We start from the raw sequence: 26,424 nt of genomic DNA, 5'->3' as shown, positions 1-26,424 counted from the left end.
CATGATTCGTTCATCTGGCTTTTGTCACCATAAACACCATGACCAGACCTCGTTTACATTCATCGCTGTTACCCGCAGACCGGTTTTCACGCCGGGTGTTCCGGGTATTGATGCTGACTCTGTTTGCGGTGAGCGCGCTGCCGTTTGCCCAGGTGGCCTGTGCCGATGATGACGACGACTGGCGGCGCCTGCACCATGAGGTTGAGGCCGGCCGTATCAAACCCCTGAGCGAAATCCTGGACAGCCTTGGCCGCGACTGGCGCGGAGACGTGATCGATGTAGATATCGAGAAAGACGATGGTGAGATCCTCTACGAGATCGAGTTGTTGGGCCCGGAAGGCCAGGTGGTGGAGTTTGAGATCAATGCCCGGACCGGAGAGGTTCTGGAGATAGAGGGCAGGAATATCCAGGGCATGAAACGCTGATGAAAATTCTTCTGGTGGAAGACGATGCCGCGCTGGCACAAGGGCTGGCCGGTAGCTTGCGGGATGCCGGGCTGCTGGTGGAAGTCGCCGGGGAAGGCCGCACGGCCGACTTTCTGGTGAGCACCGAACGATACGATGCGGTGGTACTGGACCTGGGCTTGCCGGATGGCAATGGCACCCAGTGGCTGGCCGTTTGGCGGGAGCGGGGTATTGATCTGCCGGTGCTGATTCTGACCGCCCGGGAGCGCTGGTCCGATAAAGCCGCGGGGTTTTCGGCCGGTGCCGATGACTATGTCACCAAGCCCTTTGAAACCGCAGAAATCCTGTTCCGCCTGCGGGCCCTGGTGCGCCGGTCCCACGGCCACGCCCACCCGGTGATTACCGTGGGTGACATTGCTCTGGATACCCACGCGGGGCAGGTCACCCGCTCTGGTATGCCGGTTTCACTCACGGCCCAGGAGTTCAGGCTGTTATCGCATCTGATTCACGCCGCGCCCAGAATCGTGTCCCGCACCGAGTTGTCCGAACATGTCTATGACGGCGACCAGGAGCCGGATTCCAATGTTATCGATGTCCAGGTCAGCCGGTTGCGGCGCAAACTCGGCGCCCAGGCTATCGAGACCATCCGTGGCCAGGGCTATCGCATGAACGGCCACGGAGAACCATCCTGATGCTGACACGTCTGCGCCGCTGGCCGGTGGCGCTGCGGATGCTGGTGTCTGCCCTGGTATTGGTTTTGGTGGTGTTGCCGCTGGCCGGTACCGTGTTGGCCTGGAACTTTCGCCAGACCCTGAGCCAGTCCTTTGATGAGCGCCTGTTATCGTTCCTGAATGTGGTAATTGCCGGCATTGAGTCTGACCCTCAGACCGGCGAATTGACCCCCGGCCCGCAACTGGGCGATCCGCGCTTCGAGCGGGTGTATTCCGGCTGGTACTGGCAGGTGAACGACAACAGCGGGCGGGTGATCACCTCACGGTCACTGTGGGATCAGCGACTGCCACAGATCAGTGGCCGGGGGCCGGACTGGGCCCAGGCCCCGGGGCCGCGTGGCCAGACACTTCGGATAGTGGAGCGGGATGTCCAGTTACCGGCTTTCGAAGGCTGGTTATCTGTGTCTGTCGCGGCCGACCAGGCGGAGCTCGATGCCCAGGTTGCGCGCTTCAACCGGTTGCTGGTGGTTTCGCTGACCACGCTCGGTACGTTGTTACTGGTGATGATCGGGTTGCAGATCCGCTGGGGCCTGGCACCACTTCGGCGCCTGGAGCGGGATCTCCGGGCCATGGAGTCCGGCCAGACCCGTTCACTGACCAGTGATCTGCCCGAAGAACTTGCGCGGCTCTCCGAGGCCATGAATCAGGTGCTTGAGCGGGATCAGATACTGATTGAGCGGGGGCGCTCGGCTGCGGGCAATCTGGCCCATGCCCTGAAAACGCCGGTATCTGTGCTTACCACCCTGAGTGATCGTTTGCCGCCAGCGCAGAAAACCGCTTTCCGTACCGAACTGAGCCGCATCGACGACGCCGTGCGCCATCATCTGGCCAGGGCTTCAGCGGCCGGACCGGCCGCCCTGGGGCGTGTGGATCTTGGTGAAACCCTGGAGCCGGTGCTGTCGGCACTCAATACTCTCGCGCAACGCCGTGGCGTTACCCTCGAAAGCGACCTGGGCGATACGGGCGCTGTTCGGTTTGAGCAGCAGGATCTTCAGGAAATTGCAGGCAATTTGCTGGAAAACGCCATCAACTGGGCGGAAAGTCAGGTAAAGTTTCGGGTTGAAGGCTTGCCGGATGGTCTGGCGCTGATGGTGGAAGATGACGGCCCAGGTTTGTCTGACGCCGATATCGAGCAGGCTCTGACACGGGGCACCCGGCTGGATGAAACCCGGTCCGGTTCCGGCCTGGGCCTGGCGATCGTCAAAGAGCTGGCTGAACTGTATGGCGGCACGCTGACCCTGGCCCGATCTCCCCTCGGAGGGTTACAGGCCAGCGTGCGCTTTCCATCTCACTCATCGTCCAAGGCCCGCGGCGGGCAGTGATGCTCCTCCACCAGCGTACCTTCATCCACGCTTTCCAGGTGCACATCAAAGCCCCAGAGCCGATGTACGTGCCTCAGCACTTCATCAGTTTCGTTGCCCAGCGGCACCCGGTCTACCGGGATGTGTCGCAGGGTTAACGAACGATCACCGCGAATATCCACACTCCATACCTGAATGTTCGGCTCCCGGTAACTGAGGTTGTATTGTCGGGCCAGCTTTTCCCGCAGCGCGCGATAGCCTGGCTCATCGTGAATGGCGGTGACGGTGTAGTGGTCTTCCCGGTCGTCGCTTTCGATGGCGAACAGCTTCAGGTCACGCATCACCTTCGGTGAGAGAAACTGCTGGATAAAGCTCTCGTCCTTGAAGTTGTGCATGGCGAAATGCAGGGTTTCCAGCCAGTCTGTACCGGCAATGTCCGGGAACCATTCCCGATCCTCATCGGTAGGGTTTTCACAGATACGTCTAAGGTCGGTGAAGATGGAGAAACCCAGGGTGTAGGGGTTCAGGCCGGAATACCATGGGCTGTTGAACGGGGGCTGGTATACCACGGCGGAGTGGCTTTGCAGGAACTCCAGCATGAAGCCATCGTTCACCAGCCCCTTGTCGTACAACCGGTGCAACAGCGTGTAGTGCCAGAACGTGGCCCAGCCCTCGTTCATCACCTGGGTCTGGCGCTGTGGATAGAAATACTGGGCCAGCTTGCGCACGATGCGCACCAGTTCCCGCTGCCAGGTTTCCAGCAGCGGCGCGTTTTTCTCGATGAAGTACAACAGGTTTTCCTGAGGCTCCTCCGGGTATCGGGGCCTGCGGCGAACCGGGTTCCCGTCGTCCTCTGCTTTGGGGATGGTTCGCCACAGATCGTTGATGCGGCGTTGCTCGTATTCCTCCCGCTCCTTTTGCCGGCGGGCCTCCTCGGCGGCCGAAATCGGGGCAGGGCGCTTGTAGCGGTCTACACCGTAGTTCATCAGTGCGTGGCAGGAGTCGAGAATCTCTTCCACCGCATCCACACCGTGTCGCTCCTCGCACTCCGACACATAATGCCGGGCAAACACCAGGTAATCGATGATGGCACTGGCGTCTGTCCAGGTGCGGAACAGATAATTGCCCTTGAAGAACGAGTTGTGGCCATAGCTGGCGTGGGCAATCACCAGGGCCTGCATGGGCAGGGTGTTCTCTTCCATCAGGTAGGCGATACAGGGATTGGAATTGATCACAATCTCATAGGCCAGCCCCATCTGGCCCCGCTGATAGCCCTTGGAGGTTTGCAGAAACTGCTTGCCGAAGGACCAGTGATGATAGCCCACCGGCATGCCGACGGAGCTGTAGGCATCCATCATCTGCTCGGCGGTAATCACTTCAACCTGGTTCGGGTAAGTGTCCAGTCCGAACTCGGCGGCGCATTTGGCAATTTCCTCGTCGTATTTCTGGATCAGTTCGAAGGTCCATTCCGAACTGGTGGAAATGGGCGTACCTGCCTTGGGTTGTTCGCTCTCCGGTGCGTTCGGGCGATCAATCAGGCTGCTCATGCCGCTTTCCTCTCGAACAACTGTCGGAAGACCGGGTAAATGTCTCCAGGATCGGCAATCTGCTGCATGGCAAAGCTCTGGGGAAACTGCTCCATGATCTTCTCGTATTCGTACCAGAGCATCTGGTGATCCTGGGGTGTGATTTCGATATAGGAGTAGTACTGAACCAGCGGCAGAATTCGCTCAGACAGCAGTTTGCCGCAGATGGGTGAGTCGTCGTTCCAGTTGTCGCCGTCGGATGCCTGGGCGGCGTAGATGTTCCATTCCGCTGGCGAGTATCGGGCTTCGACGATCCGGTGCATCAGTTTAAGGGCGCTGGAGACAATGGTGCCCCCGGTTTCCCGGCTGTAGAAGAACTCTTCTTCGTCCACTTCCTTGGCGCTGGTGTGGTGGCGGATAAACACCACTTCGATTTTCTTGTAGTTCTTCTTCAGGAACAGATACAGCAGGATAAAGAAGCGCTTGGCGATGTCCTTGTGCATCTGGGTCATGGAACCGGATACATCCATCAGGCAGAACATCACCGCACTGGTGGCGGGTTTGGGCTGCTTCAGGTGTTGCCTGTAGCGCAGGTCGATCTCGTCAATGAAGGGAATGCGTTTGACGTTGGCTTTCAGCCGCGCAATTTCCTCTTCCAGCACCTTGATCTGGTCTTCATGGCTGAAGGCCGGATCGAGATCATTCGGCGCGCTTTTCAGCGCCTCGAGCTGTTTTTCCAGGTCCCGGATCTTTTTCTTGCGTGCGCCGCCCAGGCCCAGACGCCGCGCGTGGGCGCCCCGAAGGGAACGCACCACATCCAGCTTGGCGGGCACTCCCTGGGTGGTGAAGCCCGAGCGTACATAACTGAAGGCTTCGGTGTCCTTGAGTTTTTTCCGGGCCAGATTGGGCAGCTCCAGATCGTCGAACAGGAAGTCGAGAAACTCTTCCTGGGTAATCTGGAAGGCGAACTCATCCATGCCTTCTCCGTCCGGGCTGGCCTGGCCTTGCCCCTGGCCCTGGCCACCGCCGCTCTCGGGTTTGGGGATGGTGTCCCCGGCCACCCATTCCTGATTGCCGGGGTGCACCACCTCTCGCCGGCCACCGTGGCCATGGTGGAAGATAGGTTCGTCAATATCCCGGGTGGGAATGCTTACTTTCTCGCCCCGTTCGATATCGGTGATGGAGCGCTTCTGCACGGCATCCGACACCGCCTTCTTGATGTGGTGGCGGTAACGGCGCAGGAACCGTTCCCGGTTCACTGCGCTCTTGTTCTTGCCGTTCAGGCGCCGGTCAACAATGTGGGTCATACCCATGGTACTGCTCCCGCTGGCCGTTAATGGGATTTCCGAACACGCAGGTACCACTCGGCAAGCAAGCGAACCTGTTTCTCGGTGTATCCACGGTCAACCATGCGTTCCACAAACTGTTTGTGCTTTTTCTGGTCTTCCTGGCTGGCCTTCGGATTGAAGGAAATCACCGGCAACAGGTCTTCGGTGTTCGAGAACATCTTCTTCTCAATCACGCTGCGCAGCTTCTCATAGCTGAGCCAGGACGGGTTCTTGCCACCGTTGTTGGCCCGGGCCCGCAGCACAAAGTTGACCACTTCGTTGCGGAAGTCCTTGGGGTTGGAAATGCCCGCCGGTTTCTCGATTTTCTCCAGCTCGTCGTTGATGGAGGAGCGGTCCAGAATCTCGCCGGTTTCCGGGTCCCGGAACTCCTGATCCTGAATCCAGAAGTCGGCATAGGTGACATAGCGGTCGAACAGGTTCTGGCCGTACTCGCTGTAGCTTTCCAGATACGCTGTCTGGATTTCCTTGCCGATAAACTGGACGTAGTGGGGCGCCAGGTATTCCTTGATGAAGCGCAGGTATTTTTCCTGCAACTCCGGCTGGAACTGTTCCTGTTCGATCTGCTTTTCCAGCACATAGAGCAGGTGAACTGGGTTGGCGGCAATCTCGGTGGTGTCGAAATTGAATACCTTTGACAGGATCTTGAAGGCAAAGCGGGTAGACAGACCGTCCATGCCTTCCATCACCCCGGCAGCATCCCGGTACTCCTGGATGGACTTGGCCTTGGGGTCGGTGTCCTTGATGCTCTGGCCGTCGTATACCTTCATTTTGGAGAAGATGCTGGAGTTTTCCGGCTCCTTGATCCGCGACAACACCGAGAACTGGGCCAGCATATCAAGAGTGTCGGGTGCGCAGGGCGCTCCGGACAGTGAGCTGTGCTTCAGCAGCTTGCGATAGATTTCAATCTCTTCAGTGACCCGCACACAGTAGGGCACCTTGACGATGTACACCCGGTCCAGGAAGGCTTCGTTGTGCTTGTTGTTGCGGAACGTCTGCCACTCGGATTCATTGGAGTGGGCCAGGATCACGCCGTCGAAGGGCACCGAGCCCATGCCCTCGGTGGTGTTGTAGTTGCCTTCCTGGGTGGCCGTCAGTAGCGGATGCAGCACCTTGATCGGTGCCTTGAACATTTCCACAAACTCCATCAGCCCCTGGTTGGCTTTGCACAGGCCGCCGCTGAAGCTGTAGGCATCCGGATCATCCTGGGAATAGTCCTCCAGCATGCGGATGTTGACCTTGCCCACCAGGGCCGAGATGTCCTGGTTGTTGTCGTCGCCCGGCTCGGTCTTGGATACACCGATCTGGTCCAGCACGGAGGGGTAACGTTTAACCACCCGGAACTGGCTGATGTCGCCGCCAAACTCATGCAGGCGTTTGACTGCCCAGGGTGACATGATGTTTTTCAGGTAGCGGCCGGGAATGCCGTATTCCTCTTCCAGAATCGGGCCATCCTCGGCCGGGTCGAACAGGCCTAGCGGGCTTTCGTTTACCGGAGAGCCTTTGATGGCGTAGAAGGGGACCTTCTGCATCAAGGCCTTGAGTTTCTCGGCCAGGGAAGACTTACCGCCGCCAACGGGGCCGAGCAGGTAGAGAATCTGCTTCTTCTCCTCCAGACCCTGGGCTGCGTGGCGGAAGAACGAAACGATGTTTTCGACGGCATCTTCCATGCCGTAAAACTCGTCAAATTCGGGGTAACGCTTGATGACTTTGTTCGAGAAGATGCGTGACAGGCGGGGGTCACGGGAGGTATCGATCAGTTCTGGTTCGCCGATGGCAATCAACATCCGCTCCGCGGCGGTGGCGTATGCCGTTGGGTCCTTTTTGCAGATCTCCAGGTATTCCTCAAGGGAGTATTCCTCCTCCTGAGTCTGTTCATACCGGTCTTTGAAGTGCTGCAGAATGCTCATAGATGGCCCCTCGCTTACTCTTGCCTGTTATAAATTCACGCAATGTCCCCGTTGCTGTTTCGCCGCCTGTCCCGGCGGTGTGTCTGGTTAAGGAATGAATGGGATGGTGTTAAGCAGGTATACGTTATCCGGAGGTTTCCGGCCTGCTTAATCTGAGCTTAGTTCAGAGTTCGGGGGTTGGACAGTGAGCAGTCAAATTAGGTTCATTAAATTATGTTACGGGCGGTAAGTCCCTCGCTTACCGCCCATGATCGAAGGTTATTTCTTGACGAGGGTAAATACGCTCTCTGTGGCGCCGTTTCTCAGGCCCCGGCGTTTGGCAAACGGGTTGTCACGGGCCATGTCCCGTTTCAGCACCTGATTGATCTCATAATCCTCACCGTAGAGCCTGAACACTTCGTCGTCGGTAACGTTGAACGGAGGGCCCTGCATTTCCGAACTGTCGTAATCCAGCGTGATCAGCAGGATTCTGGTGTCGTCCGGAATAATAGCGGTGAGATGATTGACATAGCTCTTGCGCATTTCCGGGGGCAGGGCGATCAGGGCAGCCCGGTCGTACACCAGGCGAATGTGTTTGAGGTCGTCCGGCACCAGCTGGAAATAATCCCCACACCAGATCTGCAGGTCGTCATGGCGGAAGGTGGTAAAGGGTTCGCCCGGGTGAACGCTGGCTTTCTCCTGCGCTTCCTCGAAAAAGTCCTTGCAGGCAACCTCGCTTAACTCCACACCGATAATCGGATGCCCGCGATCGTGCAGCCACCACATGTCATGGGCCTTGCCGCACAGGGGAACGAACACGGCGTCGGTGCCGTTGCCTGCCAGTTCGGGCCAGTGGTCATGCAGGTACTGATTAACCGTGCCTTCGTGGAAGCCGATTTGGTCTTTTGCCCAGCGTTCGTGCCAGAATTCGTGTTCCATGGGTAGCCTCCCGGAGATTGATCGTTTTCCTCAGTCTACCTTAATCTGTGGGGTCGATGAGTCAGGAGAAAAGTATGAAAGCCGTTTTTCTGGATGCCGCAACGCTGGGTGAGGATGTGGATCTGAGCCCCATTGAAAACATGACCGGTGGACTGACCTGCCACCCGCGCACCAACCCCGAGCAGGTGATTCAAAGGATTCAGGGCTTTGATACGGTGCTGGTGAACAAGGTTGTGCTGGGCCGTGAACATTTTGAAGCCTGCCCGGAACTGAAAACCATCGCGGTGGTGGCAACCGGTCTCAATAACATCGATCTGGAGGCGGCCAAGGCCCACGACATCAAGGTAACGAACGTTACCAATTATGGCCGTTCCACCGTGGCTCAGCACACCATGGCTCTCATCCTGGCACTGGCCACCCGGCTGCTGGATTACAACCGGGGTGCCCGCAACGGCCAGTGGGCCAAAAGCGATATGTTCTGCCTGATGGACTACCCGATTATGGAGCTGGAAGGCAAAACTCTGGGCATTGTCGGCTACGGCGATCTTGGCCAGGGTGTGGCGGAACGGGCAAAGGCGTTTGGCATGAACATCGTCCTCGGCTGCCGGCCCGGCCAAGAGCCTGGCGAGGTGGATGGCTACCCTCGAATTCCGCTGGATGAACTGTTGGTGCAGGCTGACGTGCTATCACTGCACTGCCTGCTGACAGAAGAAACCCGCAACATGATTGGCGCCCGGGAACTGGGTTTTATGAAGTCGTCGGCACTGCTGATCAACACCAGTAGAGGCGGCTTGGTTGATGAATCGGCTTTGGCTGACGCCTTGAGGAATGGCGATATTGCCGGTGCGGGCTTTGACGTGTTAACCGAAGAACCTCCCCGCAATGGTAATCCGCTGCTGGCAGACAATGTTCCAAACCTGATTTTAACCCCGCACTCGGCCTGGGCGAGCCAGGAGGCGCGGCAGCGAATTGTGGAGATTACGGCGCGTAATCTGGCGTCGGTTACCTGAAGTCGGGTGAAGGAAGCCCACCATCAGGAGGGTTTGTCCGGGTGTACAAAAAATACCCGGTTTCCGGGTTGTTTACTGACAGCTGCCTGATAAGCTTGAAGAAACACTGACAAGCAGGATGTTACGTGGCTTCCACCCAGATGAAAGAGCGGCTGCAGGCTGCTGAAGACTGGATACTGTCCAATTCCAACCCACCGCAGACTTGGCCCTGGACCTGGCTGTATAAATCCGGGCGCTCGGCTTATGCCCTGATCCGCGATGTGATCAGTGGTCAGCTGACACTGCACGCCATGAGCCTGGTTTACACCACGTTGCTCAGCATTGTGCCGTTGCTCGCCCTGAGCTTTTCCGTGCTGAAAGCGCTGGGTGTGCACCAGCGCATGGAGCCATTCCTGTACCAGTTCTTCCAGCCGATGGGCCCACAGGGTGTGGAGGTGGCTGAGCGAATCCTGGGTTTTGTCGATAATATGAAAGTCGGTGTGCTGGGCTCGGTGGGTCTGGCCCTGTTGGTGTACACCGTCATTTCCCTGGTTCAGAAAATCGAGCGCTCGTTCAACATGATCTGGCGGGTGCCGGAAATGCGCTCCATGGCGCAGCGTTTCAGTAACTATCTGAGCGTCATCATGGTAGGCCCCTTGCTGATGGTTTCGGCTATCGGGGTAACCGCCACCATCTTCTCTTCAGAAATCGCGCAGAATCTTATGGCCATCGAACCGTTTGGTTCGTTGATTGTCCTTGCCAGTCGGTTTACACCGTTTTTCCTGGTGGTGGGCGCGTTCACCTTTGTTTACATCTTTATTCCGAACACCCGGGTGAAGCTGCGCTATGCGTTTATCGCCGGGCTGGTGGCCGGCGTATCCTGGCAGGCTGGCGGCATGCTGTTTGCCTCGTTCGTGGCCGGCTCGGCCAAGTATGCGGCCATCTACTCCGGTTTTGCGGTCGGCATCATTCTGCTGATCTGGACGTATCTGAACTGGATGATCCTGCTGCTCGGCGCCAGTCTGGCCTTCTATCTGCAAAACCCGGGGGCCGTAGCCAAGCGGCGGAATGTCCAGCTGGCGCCGGAATTGCAGGAGCGGGTGGGGCTTGCCCTGATGTGGATGGTGGCCAAGCCGTTCAGCCGCGGCGAACCGGCGCCTCAGCAGGAGTCTCTGGAGCAGCAGTTGCGGATTCCCGGCGAAGTCACCCGCAAGATCAGCGACAAGCTGATCCGCGCCGGGTTGCTGAATCTGGCGGGGCGCGATGGCGATCAGCTGGTTCCAGGGCGAACACTGGATCTGATTACGGTCGGTAGCGTGCTGCGGGCCGTGCGCAAGGACGAAGACCGGGTGGTGGATCGCCTGCCTGCCGGGGCCATGCCGAGGGAACTGATCGATCTTGCGCCCACCAGTGACGATGTCAGCTTTGCCAGCCTGCTGAATGCCGGTACACCGCCCGGTGCGGATATTGTCAAAGCACCGGAGTCAGGTCCGAACCTGTGAGCTTTTGCCTTCCTGGAGCATTCTGAGCAATACCGTACGTACCCTGCCCAGTTGCTCCGGGGACAGGTGCACAATACGAATCAGATTCTCTTCTGACAGGTTCCTCTGGCGGGCATGGCGCAGCACTTCCCGGGTGCCCAGAAGCAGGCCGTCGGTCAGTGCGGAGTGGGCCTGCCGCGGCGCCGGCCGTTCCGCCGACAGCAGCCAGGCATGGTATTTGGGTGGCAGATTCCAGACATTGGCCAGTAACTGGCAGGTGGCCCACTGATAACGGGCCAGAGCCTGTCTCAGTATGGCCGGTTCCGGTTCATTGCCTGAGCCTTTGGTGCGGCAGATACGCCCCAGTTCCCGGCGAATGGTGATGTAGGCCAAGGCTGGCAACAGGCCGACCATGAAGTGGGCGCTGGTGTCATCCCTGTGAATCTTCGCAATCATTTCCGCCGCCCGTGCGCAGGTCAGGCCCCAGCGCCAGGACCGTTGTGCGAACAGCGCTTCCCGACTGTTCCTGGCCGCCATCATGGGGCGCATCACCGCCGCCGCAATCACGTTCCGGATGCCGTCCACACCCAGCACGAACACCGCCTGGTCAACGGATTCTATGACGTGTTCACTCGGGCGGAAGTAGGGGCTGTTGGCCACCTGGAGCAACTGGTCGGTCAGTGACGGGTCACTCAGAATGATGCGGGTTAGCTCTTTGCGTTCGGTGGCTTCATTGGACAGTGCTCGCATCAGCATGGGTAAACTGCCAGGCTTCCTGGGCAGTTCTTCCATTTCGTTCATTTGCAGGCGCCGCTCGAGCTCGGCCAGTTCCTTTTCGCCACTATCTGTGCCGGCACGAAGGCGCGCGGGTTCCACATCAAGCAGCCAGGTGAACAGGTGGTCTTCCAGTTGGCCAACAATGTCGCCTTCATCGTTGCTATTGCCGGGCTGGCTGGTGCTGGAAGGATTAAAAAGCCGGGTTTCGGAGGCAGCCTGTGGGACGGATTGAGTGCTGTTGAACAGGCCTGATATCCAGGAAAAAAAGCCCGGCATCCCTTGCCTCCGCATAGCGTGTATAAAGAATGGACTGGTTATCTGGCCAGTATAGTAGCGTAATGCAACCCTGCCCAGCCCTGACAACGATCAGAAAAAGGACTCGCCAAAGACAAAGACCAGTTGGCACACACCGGCCACCAGACCCAGGAAGGCGCCCACCAGGATCAGTTTGATCTCGTCTTCCTGGAAGCACGGGCGCAGCAGATCCTGGAATTCTTCCGAAGACAGGGCATTCATCCGCTCCACCATAATGGACTCCACTGCCCGGGCCCGGTCTCGCTCGAACACGGGGTTGTTGAAGGAACTCTGGGATATCGCGATGGCTTTTTCACCCACCTGATTTTTCAGGGTGGCAAAACCCGTGGGGCCGAATGCCATCTGGGTCAGGGCCTTGCCCATGCCTGCGGTTTCATCCACCAGCGGTTTGATGTGCTTTTTCACCATGTTGCGGGCGCGGTCACCTTTGGGTCCTTCGAGGATGGCATTGATGATGTTGCCCACGGTCAGTATCTCGTGGGTCACGATATGACAGAAGGATTCTGCCACTTCTGGCTGGCGCTTGAGGAACAGGCCCTGGATTCGCAGAGGGCCGACCTTGTGTTCATGCAGGGGCCGGAAGATTACATTCAGCGCAATCCAGTTGGTGGCCCAGCCCACAAGGAGCCCGAACAGAGGCAACACCCAGATGGCCGGGTACAGGTACCACACGCCCATCTGGATAATGCCGAACAGAAAGCCGAAGTAGAGGCCGGAATTGATGATGAAGCGGAACTCCACGTCACCGCACTCCAGAAATATCCGGTTGAGCAGCTTTTTATCCCGGGCCAGGCGCTCGATGACCATGCCTTTGATGTCGAGCAGGTCTTCAATGTTGTCGGAGATGTCTTCAACCAGGTTGTCGACCAGTTGCGGGGTGGATTTGCGTACCCGGTCATAGACCATTTTGCGGGCCGAGGCGGGCAGGTTTTCCCAGAAGGTGGGGTATTCCCGCAGCATGAGTTCGTCGACATATTCCTCGATGCGGGGGTCGACGGTATAGATGATGTGGGCGGCCAGGACTTTTGGGTCGATCTGTTCGAAGATCTCCTGGACGGTACCGATTTTGGAAATGGTGGCATCCACGCTTTTGGCGGCCATTTTGCGGGCTTTGGAGGGAATAATGCCCTGCCAGCCCAGAAGCGGTGGCTTGCCGATGAACTCCAGAGGGTAGAAGGTCATTTTGATGGCGAGCCAGTTGGTGCTCCAGCCGATGAGGGCGGCGATCACGGGAATGCTGAGGTATTGCCAAAATTCCGGATTGGTAAGTAGGTTTATCATCCTGGGCTCTTAATTGTTTTCTTGGGTGCAGGCGCCCATACAAGGTGGCATTCCCGCCCACTTTTTGTCAGACAAGATAATGTTGTGCACCGACAGCTCTGTCAATGACTGGGATGCCAGGACGTGACGCCATGAATAGTCACCCGCCTGTCTCAGGAGCCGATATCCCCCCAGAGCCACTGACACAGGGCGATGGCGGCAACGGGTGCAGTTTCGGTGCGCAGTACCCGGGGGCCCAGGGCAACGGGCAGAAAACCGTTGTCCTCGGCCAGGGCAATTTCTTCAGCGGTCAGGCCGCCTTCGGGGCCGATCATCAGGGCGATGCTGGAGGGCTTTTCGAGGGTGTTCAGGGACCGTTCGGTGCGATGGTGTAGCACCAGGCGCAAGTCACAGGCCCGGGCGTGTTCCAGCCACTGTTGCACGGTCATAACCGGCTGTATTTCCGGAACCCTGGCACGGCCGCACTGTTCGGCGGCGCTGATGGCAACCTGTTGCCAGTGGCGAAGACGCTTGTCTTCCCGGTCGCCTTTGAGTTTGACGTCGCAGCGTTCGGTAGTCAGTGGCACGATTTCGCTCACGCCCATTTCCACCGCTTTTTGTACGGCGTAGTCCATGCGGTCGCCCTTGGACAGGGTCTGTGCCAGTACTACTCTGAGGGAAGATTCTGTTTCGTTTTCAGCGGCTTCCGTGACTGCCACCTGCACGTGTTTCTTTCCGGCTTCGGTAATGGTGGCGTGATAGTCCTGACCGTCACCGTTGAAAAGCAGAAGTGCCTGGCCTGCCTGCATGCGCAGGACCCGGCCCACATGGTTGGCGGCGTTGTCGTCCAGCTGGCACTGGCCGCCGACAGCCAGGGGGCTGTCGGTGAAGATGCGTGGGATTCTCATGGCGGCGGTTCTCAGTCCTTGACCGCGATTTCGATGCCTTCGGTGGCCACCTGAGCCAGATGGCGAATCTGTTCTTCGGTGATCACGTAGGGCGGCATGAAGTACAGCACGTTACCCAGGGGGCGCAGCAAGGCCTGGCGGGTGAGTGAATGCTTATACACTCTGATGCCACGGCGCTCCTGCCAGGGGAACGGGGTTTTGCTGGCTTTGTCTTTAACCATTTCAATGGCCATGGTCATGCCGTGCTGGCGGATGTCGCCCACGTTCGGGTGGTCGGCCAGATGGGCAACGGACTCGGCCATACAGCGGGACAGCTGGCGGTTGTTTTCGATGACGTTCTCATCCCGGAAAATGTCGAGCGTGGCCAGGGCGACGGCGCAGCCGATGGGGTTGCCGGTGTAGCTGTGGCTGTGCAGGAAGGCGCGCATGGTTTCGTAGTCGTCGTAAAAGGCGTTGTAGACGTTGTCGGTGGTGAGCACCACGGACAACGGCAGGTAGCCGGCGGTCAGGCCTTTGGACAGGCACATGAAATCGGGGGTGATACCAGACTGTTCACAGGCGAACAGCGTACCGGTGCGGCCAAAGCCGACGGCAATTTCATCCGCGATCAGGTGCACCCCGTAACGGTCGCAGGCTTCCCGCAGTTTGGTGTGGTAAACCGGGTGGTGCATGCGCATGCCACCGGCGCACTGGATCAACGGCTCCACCACCACAGCGCAGATTTCGTCGTGTTTCTCGGCCAGCAGTTTGTCCATGGCCTCGAACTGGCGCAGGGCGTACTCTTCATCGGTTTCGCCCGGCTCTTTGTTGTAGGCGTCCGGTGAGGGGGCGGTCAGCACTTCCATCAGCAGCGGCTGGTAGGTGTCCTTGTACAGGGCCACGTCGCCCAGGGCCAGCGCGCCCAGGGTTTCGCCATGGTAGCTGTTGCTGAGGTTAACGAAGTTCTTTTTGCCCGGTTTGCCGTGGTTTTTCCAGTAGTGGTAACTCATCTTCAGAGCGGCTTCGATGGCCGAGGAACCATTGTCGGCATAGAAACACTTGTTCAGGCCTTCCGGCGTTACCTCGATCAGCCGCTCCGACAGATTAACCACTGGCTCATGACTGAAACCGGCCAGAATCACATGTTCGAGCTGACCGATCTGTTCCTGAATGGCGGAGTTGATGCGCGGATTGGCGTGGCCGAACAGGTTAACCCACCAGGAGCTGACGGCGTCGATGTAGCGGTTGCCCTCAAAGTCCTCCAGCCAGACACCTTCGCCCCGTTTGATGGGGATCAGGGGCAGGGTTTCGTGGTCTTTCATCTGGGTGCACGGGTGCCACACGGATTTAAGATCCCGTGCGACCAGATCGGCATTGCGCATTGTAGTCTCCTGTCAGCTCCCGGGCCGTTTGTTCGGTTTGTTAAAATCCTCACATGATACTTGCCCGGGCCATCGCTTAACAGCGCCAGAATGTGAACCAATCGGTCTGGCTTGCTTGCCCGGTTTGCTTGCCCGCCCGGCCAATGTTGCCACGCCGGGCGACCGCAACAATAGGGGTAAGACAGGTTCGGAGGTAATCATGGAACTCAATCTGGAGCACCCCTACGAGCGGGGGCTTGATCAGGTGATCGAGCGTTTCTTCGATGAGGCGCATATTCGCAACAAAAACGAGCAACTGGGTGCCCGCAATCTCAAGGTGACCGAGCTGAAAAAGGACGAAATGTCGGCCAAACTGGTGATCGAGCGGGAAATGACCGCCTCGGCACCGGTGCCGGGTGTGCTTTCCGGTTTCCACCGGGAATGGAACCGGGTGCGGCAGGAAGAGCACTGGTTCCGCAAAGACGATGACGAGTGGCACTGCGAGTTTCGGGTGCGCATTGACGGCGTGCCGGCGAAGATCAAGGGCGCGATGCGGCTGTTGGGCAACGGCGACCGTTGTATCAACTACGTGAGCCTGTCGGTGCTGTGCGAGGTGCCGTTTCTGGGCCGGAAGATTGCGAAGTTTCTGGCGGATGACTCCCACGCCAAGATTGAACGTGAGTATGACGTCATCCGCCAGTTGCTTTAAACGCGAGGGTCAGTGAGCCAGTACCCGGGACAGGAATGCCTGGGTGCGCTCATTCTGAGGGTTATCGAACACCTCGTCGGGTTTGCCTTCCTCGACAATCTGGCCTTCGTGAATGTAAATCACCCGGTCGGCCACCTCGCGGGCGAAGCCCATTTCATGGGTGACGACCATCATGGTCATACCTTCTCTGGCCAGCTCCCTCATGACATCCAGTACTTCCCCGATCATTTCCGGGTCCAGCGCTGACGTGGGTTCGTCGAACAGCATCAGCCTGGGTTCCATGGCCAGAGCCCGGGCGATGGCCACCCGCTGTTGCTGGCCGCCGGATAGCTGGCTGGGGTATTTATCGGCCTGGTTGCCGATGCCTACACGTTCCAGAAGGCGTTCGGCGGTGGCGTTGGCAACCACTTCGGCCGTTCTTTTCACCTTCATGGGCGCCAGCATGATGTTCTTTTTCACGGTCAGGTGCGGGAACAGGTTGAACTGCTGGAACACCATGCCCACTTCCTTGCGGATTTCCGCCAGGCTGTTCTGATTCCCCCCTTTCGGGGCCAGAGGGTGGTTATCCACCTCAAGCGAACCGGATTCGTATTCTTCCAGGCCATTCACGCAGCGAATCAGGGTGGATTTACCGGAGCCACTGGCGCCTATGATCACCACCACTTCACCCTGTTCCACGGTCAGGTCGATATCCTTGAGGACATGCAGTTTGCCGAAGTATTTGTTCATGCCCTTCATTTTTACAATCTGTGTCATTGCTCGGGCTCCTTCAGGCAGACGCGACACCACGGCGCTCAAGCAGCCGCAGGATCAGTGACAGGGACAGCGTAATGGCCAGGTACATGATGGCCACCACAAAATACACCTCGAATGCGGTGAAGGTATTGGCAATGTACACCTGGCCCTGGCGTACCAGTTCGCCCACGCCGATGACCGAGAACAGTGAGGTGTCCTTGATGCTGACGATGGCCTGGTTGCCCAGGGGCGGAATCATGCGTCGGAAGGCCTGGGGCCAGACAATGTTCCAGAAAGTCTGGGAGCGTGACAGGCCCAGAGACAGACCGGCTTCGGTCTGGCCTTTGTCGATGGATTGCACGCCGCCACGGACGACTTCGGAGATATAGGCACCGGAGTTAAGGGCGATCGCGGCAATACCGGCTGTCAGCGGGTCGATCGGGCCGCCAACCAGGTCGGGCAGGCCGTAGAAGATAAACAGCACCTGTACCAGGATGGGGGTGCCGCGGAAAATCTCGATGTAGGCAGTGGCGGGCCAGCGCAAGAACCAATTCTTGTTGATGCTGAGCAGGCCGAACACGATGCCCAGAACAAAACCGATGGCCAGGCCACCGAAGGAAATCATCAGGGTGTAGGGAATACCCTTGGCCAGGTAGGGAATGGAATTGATGGCCGCCTGCCAGTCAAACTGAAACTGGAATTCCACAGTGTGTTTCTCCGTTGGGTTGGGAGGAATCGGCCAGGGCATTGTGTGCCCCGGCCGGTTCGAGTGGCGGGTTATTTGTCTTCAGGCATGGGGCCGAACCATTTCTCGTAAATGGTCTTGTAGGTGCCGTCTTCCTTGATTTCTGCCAGGGCCTCGTTAACCGGGCCGACCCATTTGCTGCCGTTCTTCAGGGCAATACCGTACTGCTGGCCTTCATACAGGGGGCCGACGGTCTTGACCTTGCCTTTGCCACGGGTGCTGGCGAAGTAGCCAACGTTTGGGGCATCGTAGAAAACCGCATCAACGGCACCGGACATCAACGCCATGTACATGTCCGAGCTGCCGGGGTAAGGCGTTACACCGTCGTTGTCGTCCAGGCTTTTCATCAGGAAGTCATAGCTGGTACTGCCAATCTTGGTGCCGACTTTCATGCCTTCCAGGTCCGACATTTCATCAACGTTGTCGTTGTTCTGGCTCACCAGGATACGCAGACCGGAATCGTAGTAAGGGTCGGAGAAATCGACTATTTCCTCGCGCTCATCGGTAATGGTGATGCCGGCGATGGCAATATCCACGTTGCCGGTTTGCAGGGCCGGGATAATGCCGTTGAAGTCCATGGTGTTGAGGTCGTAATCAAAGCCTGCACGTTCGGCGACTTCGGCAATGATCTCCATATCGAAACCGATCATTTCTCCGGTTTCCTGGTCCATCATTTCAAACGGGACGAAGCTTGGGTCGGTGACCACGCGCAGGGTCTCTGCGCTGACTGAGGTTGCGGCTACAGACAGTGCCAGACCAGCACCCAGTGTTTTCAGCCATTTCGTGCTCATGCTTTCTCCTTTCTGTTTTTTATGCCCCGTCTGCCCGGTAAGGCAGTCTGTGAAAGCACTCTTTGTGGCCGTGCATCACAGGGAGCGTTGATGGGGATGCATCAGATACAGTTTAGACTATGAAGACAGGATTTGCAGGAAATCAGGCGGTTATGAAAGGAAAGAGGGGCCGTAGCCCCTCTCTTCAGCGGCCGGGAAGGCGTGTCAGAACGCGATTTTCTCCCGGTCGCTGATGCCCAGATTCTTCCAGATGGAAAGGCTGGGTTCAGCCTGGTTCAGGGTATAAAAGTGCAACCCTGGAGCCCCGGCCTTGAGCAGTTTTTGGCACATTTCAGTGACCACTTCCTCACCGAACTTGCGGATGCTGTCCGTGTCGTCACCGTAGGCTTCCAACTGCTTGCGGATCCAGCGCGGGATCTCCGCGCCGCACATGTCCGAGAACCGCACCAGGCTGGAGAAGTTGACGATGGGCATGATGCCCGGTACCACCGGAATGGTGACGCCCATCTGCTCCAGACGGTCGATGAAGTAGAAGTAGCTGTCGGCATTAAAGAAGTACTGGGTGATGGCGCTGTTGGCACCGGCCTGTACTTTCCGTGCGAAGTTCTTCAGGTCTTCTTCGGCGTTGCGGGCCTGAGGGTGAAACTCCGGGTAAGCGGCCACTTCCAGGTTGAAGTGATCGCCGCTGTGCTGCCGGATAAATTCCACCAGTTCGTTGGCGTAACGCAGTTCACCGGAAGCGCCCATGCCCGATGGCATATCGCCGCGCAGGGCAACGATCCGGTTGATGCCGTTCTCTTTATACACATCCAGCAGCTCACCGATTTCTTCCCGGGTACCGCCCACGCAGGAGAGGTGCGGTGCCGTGGAGATGCCCTGCTGGTGCAGGTTCAGCACCGTCTCGATGGTGCGGTCCCGGGTGGAGCCGCCCGCTCCGAAGGTGACCGAGAAGAAATCCGGGTTCACCTCGGCCAGCTGGTTACGCACCGCCTGCAGCTTCTCCTTGCCCTGATCGGTCTTGGGCGGGAAAAACTCGAAACTGAAGCGGCGTTTGAATTGCTTCTGGGATTCCATGTTTGTGTCCGATTAGTACCTGTAGCTTTCCGGCTTGTACGGGCCTTCGACCGGTACACCGATGTATTTCGCCTGGTCTGGAGTCATCTTGGTGATCACGCCACCAAAGCCTTCCACCATGGCGCGGGCCACTTCCTCGTCCAGCTGCTTGGGCAGAACCTGAACGTAAACGCCCTTGGCCTTGGAATCTTCCGGCAGGTCGGCAAACTTGCGCTCGAACAGATACATCTGCGCCAGCACCTGGTTGGCGAAGGAGCCGTCCATGATGCGGGACGGGTGACCGGTGGCGTTGCCCAGGTTCACCAGGCGGCCTTCCGACAGCAGGATCAGGTGGTCGTTGCTGGCCTTGTCGCGGTAGATCACGTGCACCTGCGGCTTGACCTCGTCCCACTCCCAGTTCTTGCGCATGTAGGCGGTATCGATTTCGTTATCGAAGTGCCCGATGTTGCATACCACGGCGCCGCTCTTCAGCGCTTTCAGCATGTTGGCATCGCACACGTTGACGTTACCGGTGGTGGTTACCAGCAGGTCGGTGTTGGCCAGCAGATCCTTGTTGATGCCCTGCTCGGTACCGGTGTTCACGCCGTCAATGTAGGGGGACACAACTTCAAAACCATCCATGCAGGCCTGCATGGCGCAGATCGGATCCGCTTCGGTGACTTTGACGATCATGCCTTCCTGACGCAGGGACAGAGCGGACCCTTTGCCCACGTCGCCGTAGCCGATGACCAGCGCTTTCTTGCCAGACAGCAGGTGGTCGGTGGCACGCTTGATGGCATCATTCAGGCTGTGACGACAACCGTACTTGTTGTCGTTCTTGGATTTGGTCACCGAGTCGTTGACGTTAATCGCCGGGATCTTCAGGGTACCGTCACGGAGCATTTCCTGCAGGCGGTGTACGCCGGTAGTGGTTTCCTCGGTTACGCCGTGGCACTTGGCGATCACCTGCGGGTATTCCTTGTGCAGCAGCTCGGTCAGGTCGCCGCCGTCGTCCAGGATCATGTTCGGCTCCCAGCCGTCTACGTCCGCACCTACGGTCTTGTGCAGGCACCACTCGTATTCTTCGTCAGTTTCACCTTTCCAGGCAAACACGGGGATCCCTTGCGCTGCGATGGCGGCAGCGGCCTGATCCTGAGTGGAGAAGATGTTGCAGGATGACCAGCGTACGTTGGCGCCCAGCTCCACCAGCGTTTCGATCAGCACGGCGGTCTGGATGGTCATGTGGATGCAGCCCATGATGTTGGCGCCTTTCAGCGGCTGCTCCGCTTTGTACTTCTCGCGCAGTTTCATCAGGGCGGGCATTTCGCCTTCGGCGATCTTGATTTCCTTGCGGCCCCAGTCGGCGAGGGTGATGTCCCGAACTTTGTAGTCCTGGAAGTCGTTCAGTTTTTCGGCCGGAGTGCTCATGGTGTTCTCCTGTCAGTTTCGTTTGGGCGTATTCGTTGGAGTGGAATACGCCCATTTATCCAGAATGGTCTGTTCAGATGCCTGCAGCGTCTTTCAGCGCGGCCGCGCGGTCAGTCTTCTCCCACGGGAACGCGGTGAAAGTCTTGCCGCCGACGGTCATCTCGTACGGATCACGGCCGAAGTGGCCGTAAGCTGCGGTGGCCCGGTACATTGGGTGCAGCAGGTCGAGCATGTTGGTGATCGCGTACGGGCGCAGGTCGAAGTGTGCGCGTACCAGATCGATGATCTTGTCGTCGCTGATCTTGCCGGTGCCAAAGGTGTTCAGGGAAATGGAGGTCGGCTGGGCTACACCGATGGCGTAGGACACCTGAATCTCGCACTTCTCGGCCAGGCCGGCGGCGACGATGTTCTTGGCGACGTAACGGCCGGCGTAGGCAGCAGAACGGTCAACCTTCGAGGGGTCTTTGCCGGAGAAGGCGCCACCACCGTGACGGGCCATGCCGCCGTAGGTGTCTACGATGATTTTGCGGCCAGTCAGGCCACAGTCACCCACCGGGCCACCGATCACAAACTTGCCGGTCGGGTTGATGTGGAACTGGGTGTCTTTGTGCAGCAGTTCAGCCGGCAGGGTGTGCTTGACGATCAGCTCCATCACCGCTTCTTTCAGGTCGGCCTGGGTGACGTCGGGGTCGTGCTGGGTAGACAGAACCACAGCATCGATACCCACAACCTTGCCGTTCTCGTAGCGGCAGGTGACCTGGCTCTTGGCGTCCGGACGCAGCCACGGCAGCAGGCCACTCTTGCGGGCTTCGGCCTGGCGCTGAACCAGGCGGTGGGAGAAGGTGATCGGCGCCGGCATCAGCACGTCGGTTTCGTTGCTGGCGTAGCCGAACATCAGTCCCTGGTCGCCTGCGCCCTGGTCTTCCGGCTTCTGGCGGTCAACGCCCTGGGCGATGTCGACGGACTGTTTGCCGATGATGTTGATCACACCACAGGTGTCGCCGTCGTAGCCTACTTCAGAGGAGGTGTAGCCGATGTCTTTGATCACACCGCGAACCAGGTCTTCCAGATCGACCCAGGCGCTGGTGGTGATTTCACCGCCGACGATGGCCACGCCGGTCTTGACCATGGTTTCGCAGGCCACGCGTGCGTGCGGATCGTCGGTCAGGATGGCGTCCAGTACCGCATCGGAAATCTGGTCGGCCAGTTTGTCCGGATGGCCTTCGGAGACCGATTCGGAGGTGAAGATGTTGTAGTCAGACATAGGTGTGCTCCTCTTGAGCGATTGCAAATTCGTACCGGCTCCGTCCTGTTTGACCTACCGGCTGCCTTGGTTGTTTTCAGGGCATACGTAAAACTACCTACACCCATATCAAAAGTTTTTGATATTCCTGTGACGGCGATTGGTTACGCCGCTTCCGTACTCTTCCAGAATTCTCTTACCTGTACCTGGAACCCGTTGCGCAGGCCAATAAACAGCTGTTCGCCGGCGGTCAGCCCGGCGTCGGCCGCCCAGGAAGTCAGTTCTTCCGGCTCGAAGCCCAGCCACAGGTCGCCGCAGTTTTCCTTGGCCCAGTCCTGGTCGTGACTGCACAGATCACTGACGACCAGACAACCGCCACTGTTCATCAGGGCGGCGGCGTCCAGAAAAATGTCCGCCGGGCTGGGCACATGGTGCAGCACCATGTTGGCTACAATCAGGTCAAAGGCGTCGCCCCGCGCCAGCAGGGTGTCGGTCACGCCTTCGATCAGGTCGACGTTGTTCAGGTGTTCCTCTATGCAGGTGCGCGTCGCCTTGGCCAGCATGTCTTTGCTGTTGTCCAGGCCAACCACATGCTGGAACAGCTCCGACAGTACCGGCAGGAACCCGCCTTCACCCGGTCCGATTTCCAGAACGCTCAGCCATGACTGCCTCGCTGCACGCTTGCGAATCAGTTCCGCGGTAGGCTCGGCGTAAAGGTCAAAGGCTGCAATCAGCTCCTGCTGTTCCCGGAATTGTTCGGAGTGCCGGGAGAAAAAGGCCTGGGACTGTCCCGCCCGCTGCTCTCGTATGGCTTCAATTTTTTCGTCCAGATGCCGGGGCAGGGCAACCCTGTCGACGGTTTCGAAAATCTGGCGGATGGCCTGGTCGGCCAGTTTGTCACTGTCCAGATTCAGCGGTCGACGATAGAAAATGGCATTGCCTTCCCGCTGGGGCTCCAGCAAGCCGGCCTTGTGCATCACTTTCAGGTGATGGCTCATGCCGGACTGGCGCATGTCGAACATCTGGCTCAGCTCCAGCACACCGAAGGTGTCCCGCCGCAGCACCCGCAGGATTTCCAGGCGCAGGGGGTCGCCGCTCGCCTTGAAGATCGGGGCCAGTACGTCCACAGAGGACAATTCGTTCGCATGTGCATTGAGTGAGGTCATGGTTGGCAAGTGTAGGGGCGTTCGGTTGGTCGATCAATAGCCATATCAAAATTTTTTGATATAGATTTATGAGTTCTGTGAAATCAGTCGGTTTGGTGATTTTGTGCCGGCTTCATCGGAAAACCACTACATATGGATTTGCCCCGGCATACCCTAATCGGCGAAAATACGCGCCTTCTTTTTGAGCAGTATTTGCAGCTTGAAGTCTTTTCCTGAAAAACACTGGAGAATTGTCAATGCCGTCCCGTAAAGATCTCGCCAACGCCATTCGCGCGCTGAGCATGGATGCGGTTCAGAAAGCCAAGTCCGGCCACCCGGGTGCGCCCATGGGTATGGCGGATATCGCCGAGGTGCTGTGGAACGATTACCTCAGCCACAACCCGGCTAACCCGCACTGGGCCAACCGTGACCGCTTCGTGCTGTCTAACGGCCATGGCTCCATGCTGCAGTATTCCCTGCTGCACCTGAGCGGGTACGACGTCAGCATTGATGACCTGAAGAACTTCCGTCAGCTGCACTCAAAAACACCGGGCCATCCGGAATACGGTTATACCCCGGGCATCGAGACCACCACCGGCCCGCTGGGGCAGGGCATCGCCAATGCTGTTGGCTTCGCGCTTGCAGAGAAGGCACTGGCCGCTCAGTTCAACCGTCCGGGCCACGACATTGTTGACCACTACACCTACGCATTCCTGGGCGACGGCTGCCTGATGGAAGGTATCTCCCACGAAGTCGCCTCTCTGGCCGGCACCCTGGGCCTGGGTAAACTGGTGTTCTTCTACGACGACAACGGCATCTCCATTGATGGTGAAGTAGAGGGTTGGTTCACCGACGACACGCCCAAGCGTTTCGAGTCCTACGGCTGGCAGGTTATCCCCAATGTTGATGGTCACGATTCCGATGCCATCCGTGCGGCCATTGAAGCTGCCCGTGCTAACACCGCACAGCCCACCATTATTTGCTGCAAGACCATTATCGGCTTCGGTTCCCCCAACAAGCAGGGCAAGGAAGAGTGTCACGGTGCCCCGCTGGGTGACGATGAAATCGCTCTGACCCGCGAAGCCCTGGGCTGGCAGCACGGCCCGTTCGAGGTGCCGTCCGAGATCTACGCCGCGTGGGATGCCAAAGAAAAAGGCCAGGCTGCACAGAGTGCCTGGGAAGAGAAATTTGCGGCCTATGAGAAGGCCGAGCCGGAACTGGCCGCCGAGTTCAAACGCCGCATGGCGGGTGATCTGCCGGCAGATTTCGCCGAAAAAGCCCAGGCCTATATCCAGGAATGCCAGGACAAGGGCGAGACCGTTGCCTCCCGTAAGGCGTCCCAGAATTCCCTGAACGCCTACGGCCCGCTGCTGCCGGAACTGATGGGTGGCTCTGCCGACCTGGCCGGTTCCAACCTGACTATCTGGTCGGGCTGTAAAGGCGTGACCAAGGAAGACGCCTCCGGCAACTACATCTATTACGGTGTGCGCGAATTCGGCATGGCGGCCATCATGAACGGTATCGCTCTGCACGGTGGCTTCGTGCCCTACGGCGCCACCTTCCTGATCTTTATGGAATACTGCCGTAATGCCGTGCGCATGGCCGCACTGATGAAGCAGCGCTCCATCTTTGTCTTCACCCACGATTCCATCGGTCTGGGTGAAGATGGCCCGACCCACCAGCCTATCGAACAGCTGGCCAGCCTGCGCACCACCCCGAACATGAGCACCTGGCGCCCGGCCGACACCGTGGAGTCTGCGGTGGCCTGGAAAGCGGCCCTGGAGCGCAAGGATGGCCCGACGGCCATGGTCTTCTCCCGTCAGGGACTGCCGCACCAGCAGCGCGATGACGAGCAGCTGGCGAATGTGGCGAAAGGTGGTTACATCCTGTCTGACAGCGAAGGCACGCCGGAGCTGATTCTCATCGCCACCGGCGGCGAAGTGGGCCTGGCCCAGGACGCTGCAGCCAAGCTGCGTGAGCAGGGCAAAGCGGTGCGTGTTGTATCCATGCCGTCCACGGACGTATTCGATGCCCAGAGTGCCGAGTACAAACAGCAGGTGTTGCCGCTGGAAGTCACCAACCGCATCGCCATTGAAGCGAGCATTGCGGACTACTGGTACAAGTACGTGGGCCTGGACGGTCGCATCGTTGGCATGACCACCTTTGGTGAATCTGCGCCGGCCGGTGAGTTGTTCAAGGAGTTCGGCTTTACTGTAGACAACATCCTGGAAGTGGCTGACGAACTGCTGGACGCCTGATGACCAACGCAACGCCGTTTCGAATTGCCATCAACGGGTACGGCCGCATCGGCCAGTGCGTGTTGCGGGCCCTTTATGAAAACGGCTATCGCGACCATCTGCAGGTGGTCGCGATCAACGAGTTGTCGGATATCGACACCATTGCCCACCTCACCAAATACGACTCCACCCACGGGCGGTTTCACGGTGAGGTGGCCGTGGATGGCGATAACCTGGTTGTGAACGGCGACCGCATCCGCGTATTGCGTCATCCTGAACCCGAGGCACTGCCCTGGCGACTGCTGGATGTGGATCTGGTGCTGGAATGCTCCGGCGCCTATTCTGACCGGGCCACGGCGGAAAAGCATATTGAAGCCGGTGCCCGGCGCCTGCTGTTTTCCCAGCCGGGCGATCCGGGTGTTGACCGCACGGTGGTCTTCGGCATTAACGACGGGGACCTGAACGGTCAGGACGTGATCGTAGCTGCCGGCTCCTGTACCACCAACTGCCTGGTACCGGTCATCAAGGTCCTGGACGATGCCTTTGGCGTAGAGCAGGGCAGCACCACCACGATTCACGCCGCCATGAACGACCAGCCGGTCATCGATGCCTACCACCATCAGGACCTGCGCCGTACCCGAAGTGCCCTGCACAATATTGTGCCCGTGGACACTGGCCTGGCCCGCGGTATCGAGCGCTTGTTGCCTCATATGGAAGGCCGTTTCAGCTCGGTTGCCATGCGCGTGCCAACGCTGAATGTCTCTGCTATAGACATGGTGGTTAACGTGCGTGAGCCGACCGACATAGCCACAGTGAATCAGTTGCTGTGCAGTGCATCCGCAGGCTCATTGAAGGGTATCCTCGGCTATACCGATGAACTCTTGGCCAGTTCTGACTTCAACCATGATTCCCATTCCGGCGTGGTCGACGGCGGGCAGACCCGAGTCACCGGCGGCACCATGGTTAAAGTGTTGTGCTGGTTTGACAATGAGTGGGGCTTTGCCAATCGCATGCTGGATGTCAGCAGAACCTGGTTGAGCAAAACCTGAAGAATAACGTGGGGCTGATCCCGAAGGGAGTCAGGCTCCAGCCTTAGGCTTAAAATTTGCACCTTTGAACCCATAACTACGGA

At 58.5% G+C, this 26,424-nt stretch carries 23 protein-coding genes; 8 read left to right on the top strand and 15 right to left on the bottom strand.

Annotated elements, in window-relative coordinates; genetic code table 11:
• Window positions 1–38: 38 nt before the first annotated feature.
• Genes MARHY_RS14305 through MARHY_RS14295 form a run of 3 tightly spaced genes read left to right on the top strand, consistent with a single transcriptional unit; the run spans window position 39 to window position 2,457 of the window.
• Entirely contained in the window at window positions 39–425 is a 387-nt protein-coding gene (locus MARHY_RS14305) for a PepSY domain-containing protein (protein ID WP_036148083.1), read from the top strand.
• Window positions 425–1,096: a winged helix-turn-helix domain-containing protein gene (locus MARHY_RS14300; RefSeq protein WP_014422428.1), complete on the top strand. Its 672-nt coding sequence runs from the start codon at window positions 425–427 to the stop codon at window positions 1,094–1,096. The genes MARHY_RS14305 and MARHY_RS14300 overlap by 1 nt, the downstream gene beginning before the upstream one ends.
• Window positions 1,096–2,457 carry a sensor histidine kinase gene (locus MARHY_RS14295; RefSeq protein ID WP_014422427.1) on the top strand — a complete coding sequence of 454 codons (1,362 nt, stop codon included), beginning with the start codon at window positions 1,096–1,098 and terminating at the stop codon, window positions 2,455–2,457. Before MARHY_RS14300 ends, MARHY_RS14295 begins: the two co-directional genes overlap by 1 nt.
• On the opposite strand, the gene MARHY_RS14290 is transcribed toward MARHY_RS14295, so the two are convergent.
• From MARHY_RS14290 to tmpT, 4 genes are all read right to left on the bottom strand, one after another.
• Entirely contained in the window at window positions 2,424–3,983 is a 1,560-nt protein-coding gene (locus MARHY_RS14290; protein ID WP_014422426.1) for a SpoVR family protein, read from the bottom strand. The two genes, MARHY_RS14295 and MARHY_RS14290, sit on opposite strands and share 34 nt — an antisense overlap.
• Entirely contained in the window at window positions 3,980–5,275 is a 1,296-nt protein-coding gene (locus MARHY_RS14285; RefSeq protein ID WP_022990879.1) for a YeaH/YhbH family protein, read from the bottom strand. The genes MARHY_RS14290 and MARHY_RS14285 overlap by 4 nt, the downstream gene beginning before the upstream one ends.
• Window positions 5,276–5,295: 20 nt before the next feature.
• Entirely contained in the window at window positions 5,296–7,218 is a 1,923-nt protein-coding gene (locus MARHY_RS14280) for a PrkA family serine protein kinase (RefSeq protein ID WP_011786498.1), read from the bottom strand.
• A gap of 258 nt (window positions 7,219–7,476) precedes the next feature.
• Window positions 7,477–8,136 carry a thiopurine S-methyltransferase gene (gene tmpT, locus MARHY_RS14275; protein WP_011786497.1) on the bottom strand — a complete coding sequence of 220 codons (660 nt, stop codon included), beginning with the start codon at window positions 8,134–8,136 and terminating at the stop codon, window positions 7,477–7,479.
• A gap of 74 nt (window positions 8,137–8,210) precedes the next feature.
• Between tmpT and MARHY_RS14270 the strand changes: the two genes are divergently transcribed.
• Together MARHY_RS14270 and MARHY_RS14265 are read left to right on the top strand one after the other, a co-directional pair.
• Window positions 8,211–9,146 carry a D-2-hydroxyacid dehydrogenase gene (locus MARHY_RS14270; RefSeq protein ID WP_041655007.1) on the top strand — a complete coding sequence of 312 codons (936 nt, stop codon included), beginning with the start codon at window positions 8,211–8,213 and terminating at the stop codon, window positions 9,144–9,146.
• A 125-nt stretch (window positions 9,147–9,271) separates the two neighbouring features.
• Window positions 9,272–10,627 (top strand): YihY/virulence factor BrkB family protein, encoded by a 1,356-nt coding sequence (locus tag MARHY_RS14265; RefSeq protein WP_014422423.1) that lies wholly within the window; start codon window positions 9,272–9,274, stop codon window positions 10,625–10,627.
• Here the strand turns inward: MARHY_RS14265 and MARHY_RS14260 are convergent.
• From MARHY_RS14260 to MARHY_RS14245, 4 genes are all read right to left on the bottom strand, one after another.
• Window positions 10,610–11,659, bottom strand: a complete 1,050-nt coding sequence (locus tag MARHY_RS14260; protein ID WP_041655005.1) for an HDOD domain-containing protein — start codon at window positions 11,657–11,659, stop codon at window positions 10,610–10,612. The genes MARHY_RS14265 and MARHY_RS14260 overlap by 18 nt on opposite strands.
• Before the next feature lie 90 nt (window positions 11,660–11,749).
• Window positions 11,750–12,979, bottom strand: coding sequence for a DUF445 domain-containing protein (locus MARHY_RS14255; RefSeq protein ID WP_011786493.1), 1,230 nt, complete (start codon window positions 12,977–12,979; stop codon window positions 11,750–11,752).
• 152 nt (window positions 12,980–13,131) lie between these two features.
• Window positions 13,132–13,866 carry a 16S rRNA (uracil(1498)-N(3))-methyltransferase gene (locus tag MARHY_RS14250; protein WP_011786492.1) on the bottom strand — a complete coding sequence of 245 codons (735 nt, stop codon included), beginning with the start codon at window positions 13,864–13,866 and terminating at the stop codon, window positions 13,132–13,134.
• Window positions 13,867–13,877: 11 nt separating this feature from the next.
• Entirely contained in the window at window positions 13,878–15,227 is a 1,350-nt protein-coding gene (locus MARHY_RS14245) for an adenosylmethionine--8-amino-7-oxononanoate transaminase (RefSeq protein ID WP_011786491.1), read from the bottom strand.
• Window positions 15,228–15,426: 199 nt separating this feature from the next.
• Here MARHY_RS14245 and MARHY_RS14240 point away from each other — a divergent pair, with 199 nt between their 5' ends.
• Window positions 15,427–15,915 (top strand): DUF2505 domain-containing protein, encoded by a 489-nt coding sequence (locus tag MARHY_RS14240; protein ID WP_023012220.1) that lies wholly within the window; start codon window positions 15,427–15,429, stop codon window positions 15,913–15,915.
• 9 nt (window positions 15,916–15,924) lie between these two features.
• Here the strand turns inward: MARHY_RS14240 and MARHY_RS14235 are convergent, their stop codons facing one another.
• From MARHY_RS14235 to MARHY_RS14205, 7 genes are all read right to left on the bottom strand, one after another.
• The gene (locus tag MARHY_RS14235; RefSeq protein ID WP_011786489.1) at window positions 15,925–16,671 is read right to left on the bottom strand and encodes an amino acid ABC transporter ATP-binding protein; all 747 of its coding nucleotides are present in this window, start codon (window positions 16,669–16,671) and stop codon (window positions 15,925–15,927) included.
• Window positions 16,672–16,684: 13 nt separating this feature from the next.
• Window positions 16,685–17,356: an amino acid ABC transporter permease gene (locus tag MARHY_RS14230; protein ID WP_031210002.1), complete on the bottom strand. Its 672-nt coding sequence runs from the start codon at window positions 17,354–17,356 to the stop codon at window positions 16,685–16,687.
• Window positions 17,357–17,427: 71 nt separating this feature from the next.
• Entirely contained in the window at window positions 17,428–18,186 is a 759-nt protein-coding gene (locus tag MARHY_RS14225) for a transporter substrate-binding domain-containing protein (RefSeq protein ID WP_011786487.1), read from the bottom strand.
• Window positions 18,187–18,390: 204 nt separating this feature from the next.
• Entirely contained in the window at window positions 18,391–19,260 is an 870-nt protein-coding gene (metF, locus tag MARHY_RS14220; protein ID WP_011786486.1) for a methylenetetrahydrofolate reductase [NAD(P)H], read from the bottom strand.
• Window positions 19,261–19,272: 12 nt separating this feature from the next.
• The gene (gene ahcY, locus MARHY_RS14215; RefSeq protein WP_011786485.1) at window positions 19,273–20,667 is read right to left on the bottom strand and encodes an adenosylhomocysteinase; all 1,395 of its coding nucleotides are present in this window, start codon (window positions 20,665–20,667) and stop codon (window positions 19,273–19,275) included.
• A 73-nt stretch (window positions 20,668–20,740) separates the two neighbouring features.
• Entirely contained in the window at window positions 20,741–21,931 is a 1,191-nt protein-coding gene (gene metK / locus MARHY_RS14210) for a methionine adenosyltransferase (RefSeq protein ID WP_023008553.1), read from the bottom strand.
• A gap of 143 nt (window positions 21,932–22,074) precedes the next feature.
• Window positions 22,075–23,076, bottom strand: a complete 1,002-nt coding sequence (locus MARHY_RS14205; RefSeq protein WP_041655001.1) for a metalloregulator ArsR/SmtB family transcription factor — start codon at window positions 23,074–23,076, stop codon at window positions 22,075–22,077.
• 236 nt (window positions 23,077–23,312) lie between these two features.
• Here MARHY_RS14205 and tkt point away from each other — a divergent pair, with 236 nt between their 5' ends.
• Both tkt and MARHY_RS14195 read left to right on the top strand, forming a co-directional pair.
• Window positions 23,313–25,313 (top strand): transketolase, encoded by a 2,001-nt coding sequence (gene tkt / locus MARHY_RS14200; protein WP_041654997.1) that lies wholly within the window; start codon window positions 23,313–23,315, stop codon window positions 25,311–25,313.
• Window positions 25,313–26,341, top strand: a complete 1,029-nt coding sequence (locus MARHY_RS14195; RefSeq protein WP_014422415.1) for a type I glyceraldehyde-3-phosphate dehydrogenase — start codon at window positions 25,313–25,315, stop codon at window positions 26,339–26,341. Before tkt ends, MARHY_RS14195 begins: the two co-directional genes overlap by 1 nt.
• Window positions 26,342–26,424: the final 83 nt, after the last annotated feature.

Source organism: Marinobacter nauticus ATCC 49840, assembly GCF_000284615.1.
GTDB lineage: Bacteria > Pseudomonadota > Gammaproteobacteria > Pseudomonadales > Oleiphilaceae > Marinobacter > Marinobacter nauticus.
This window is presented reverse-complemented; position numbering and strand designations above follow the sequence as displayed.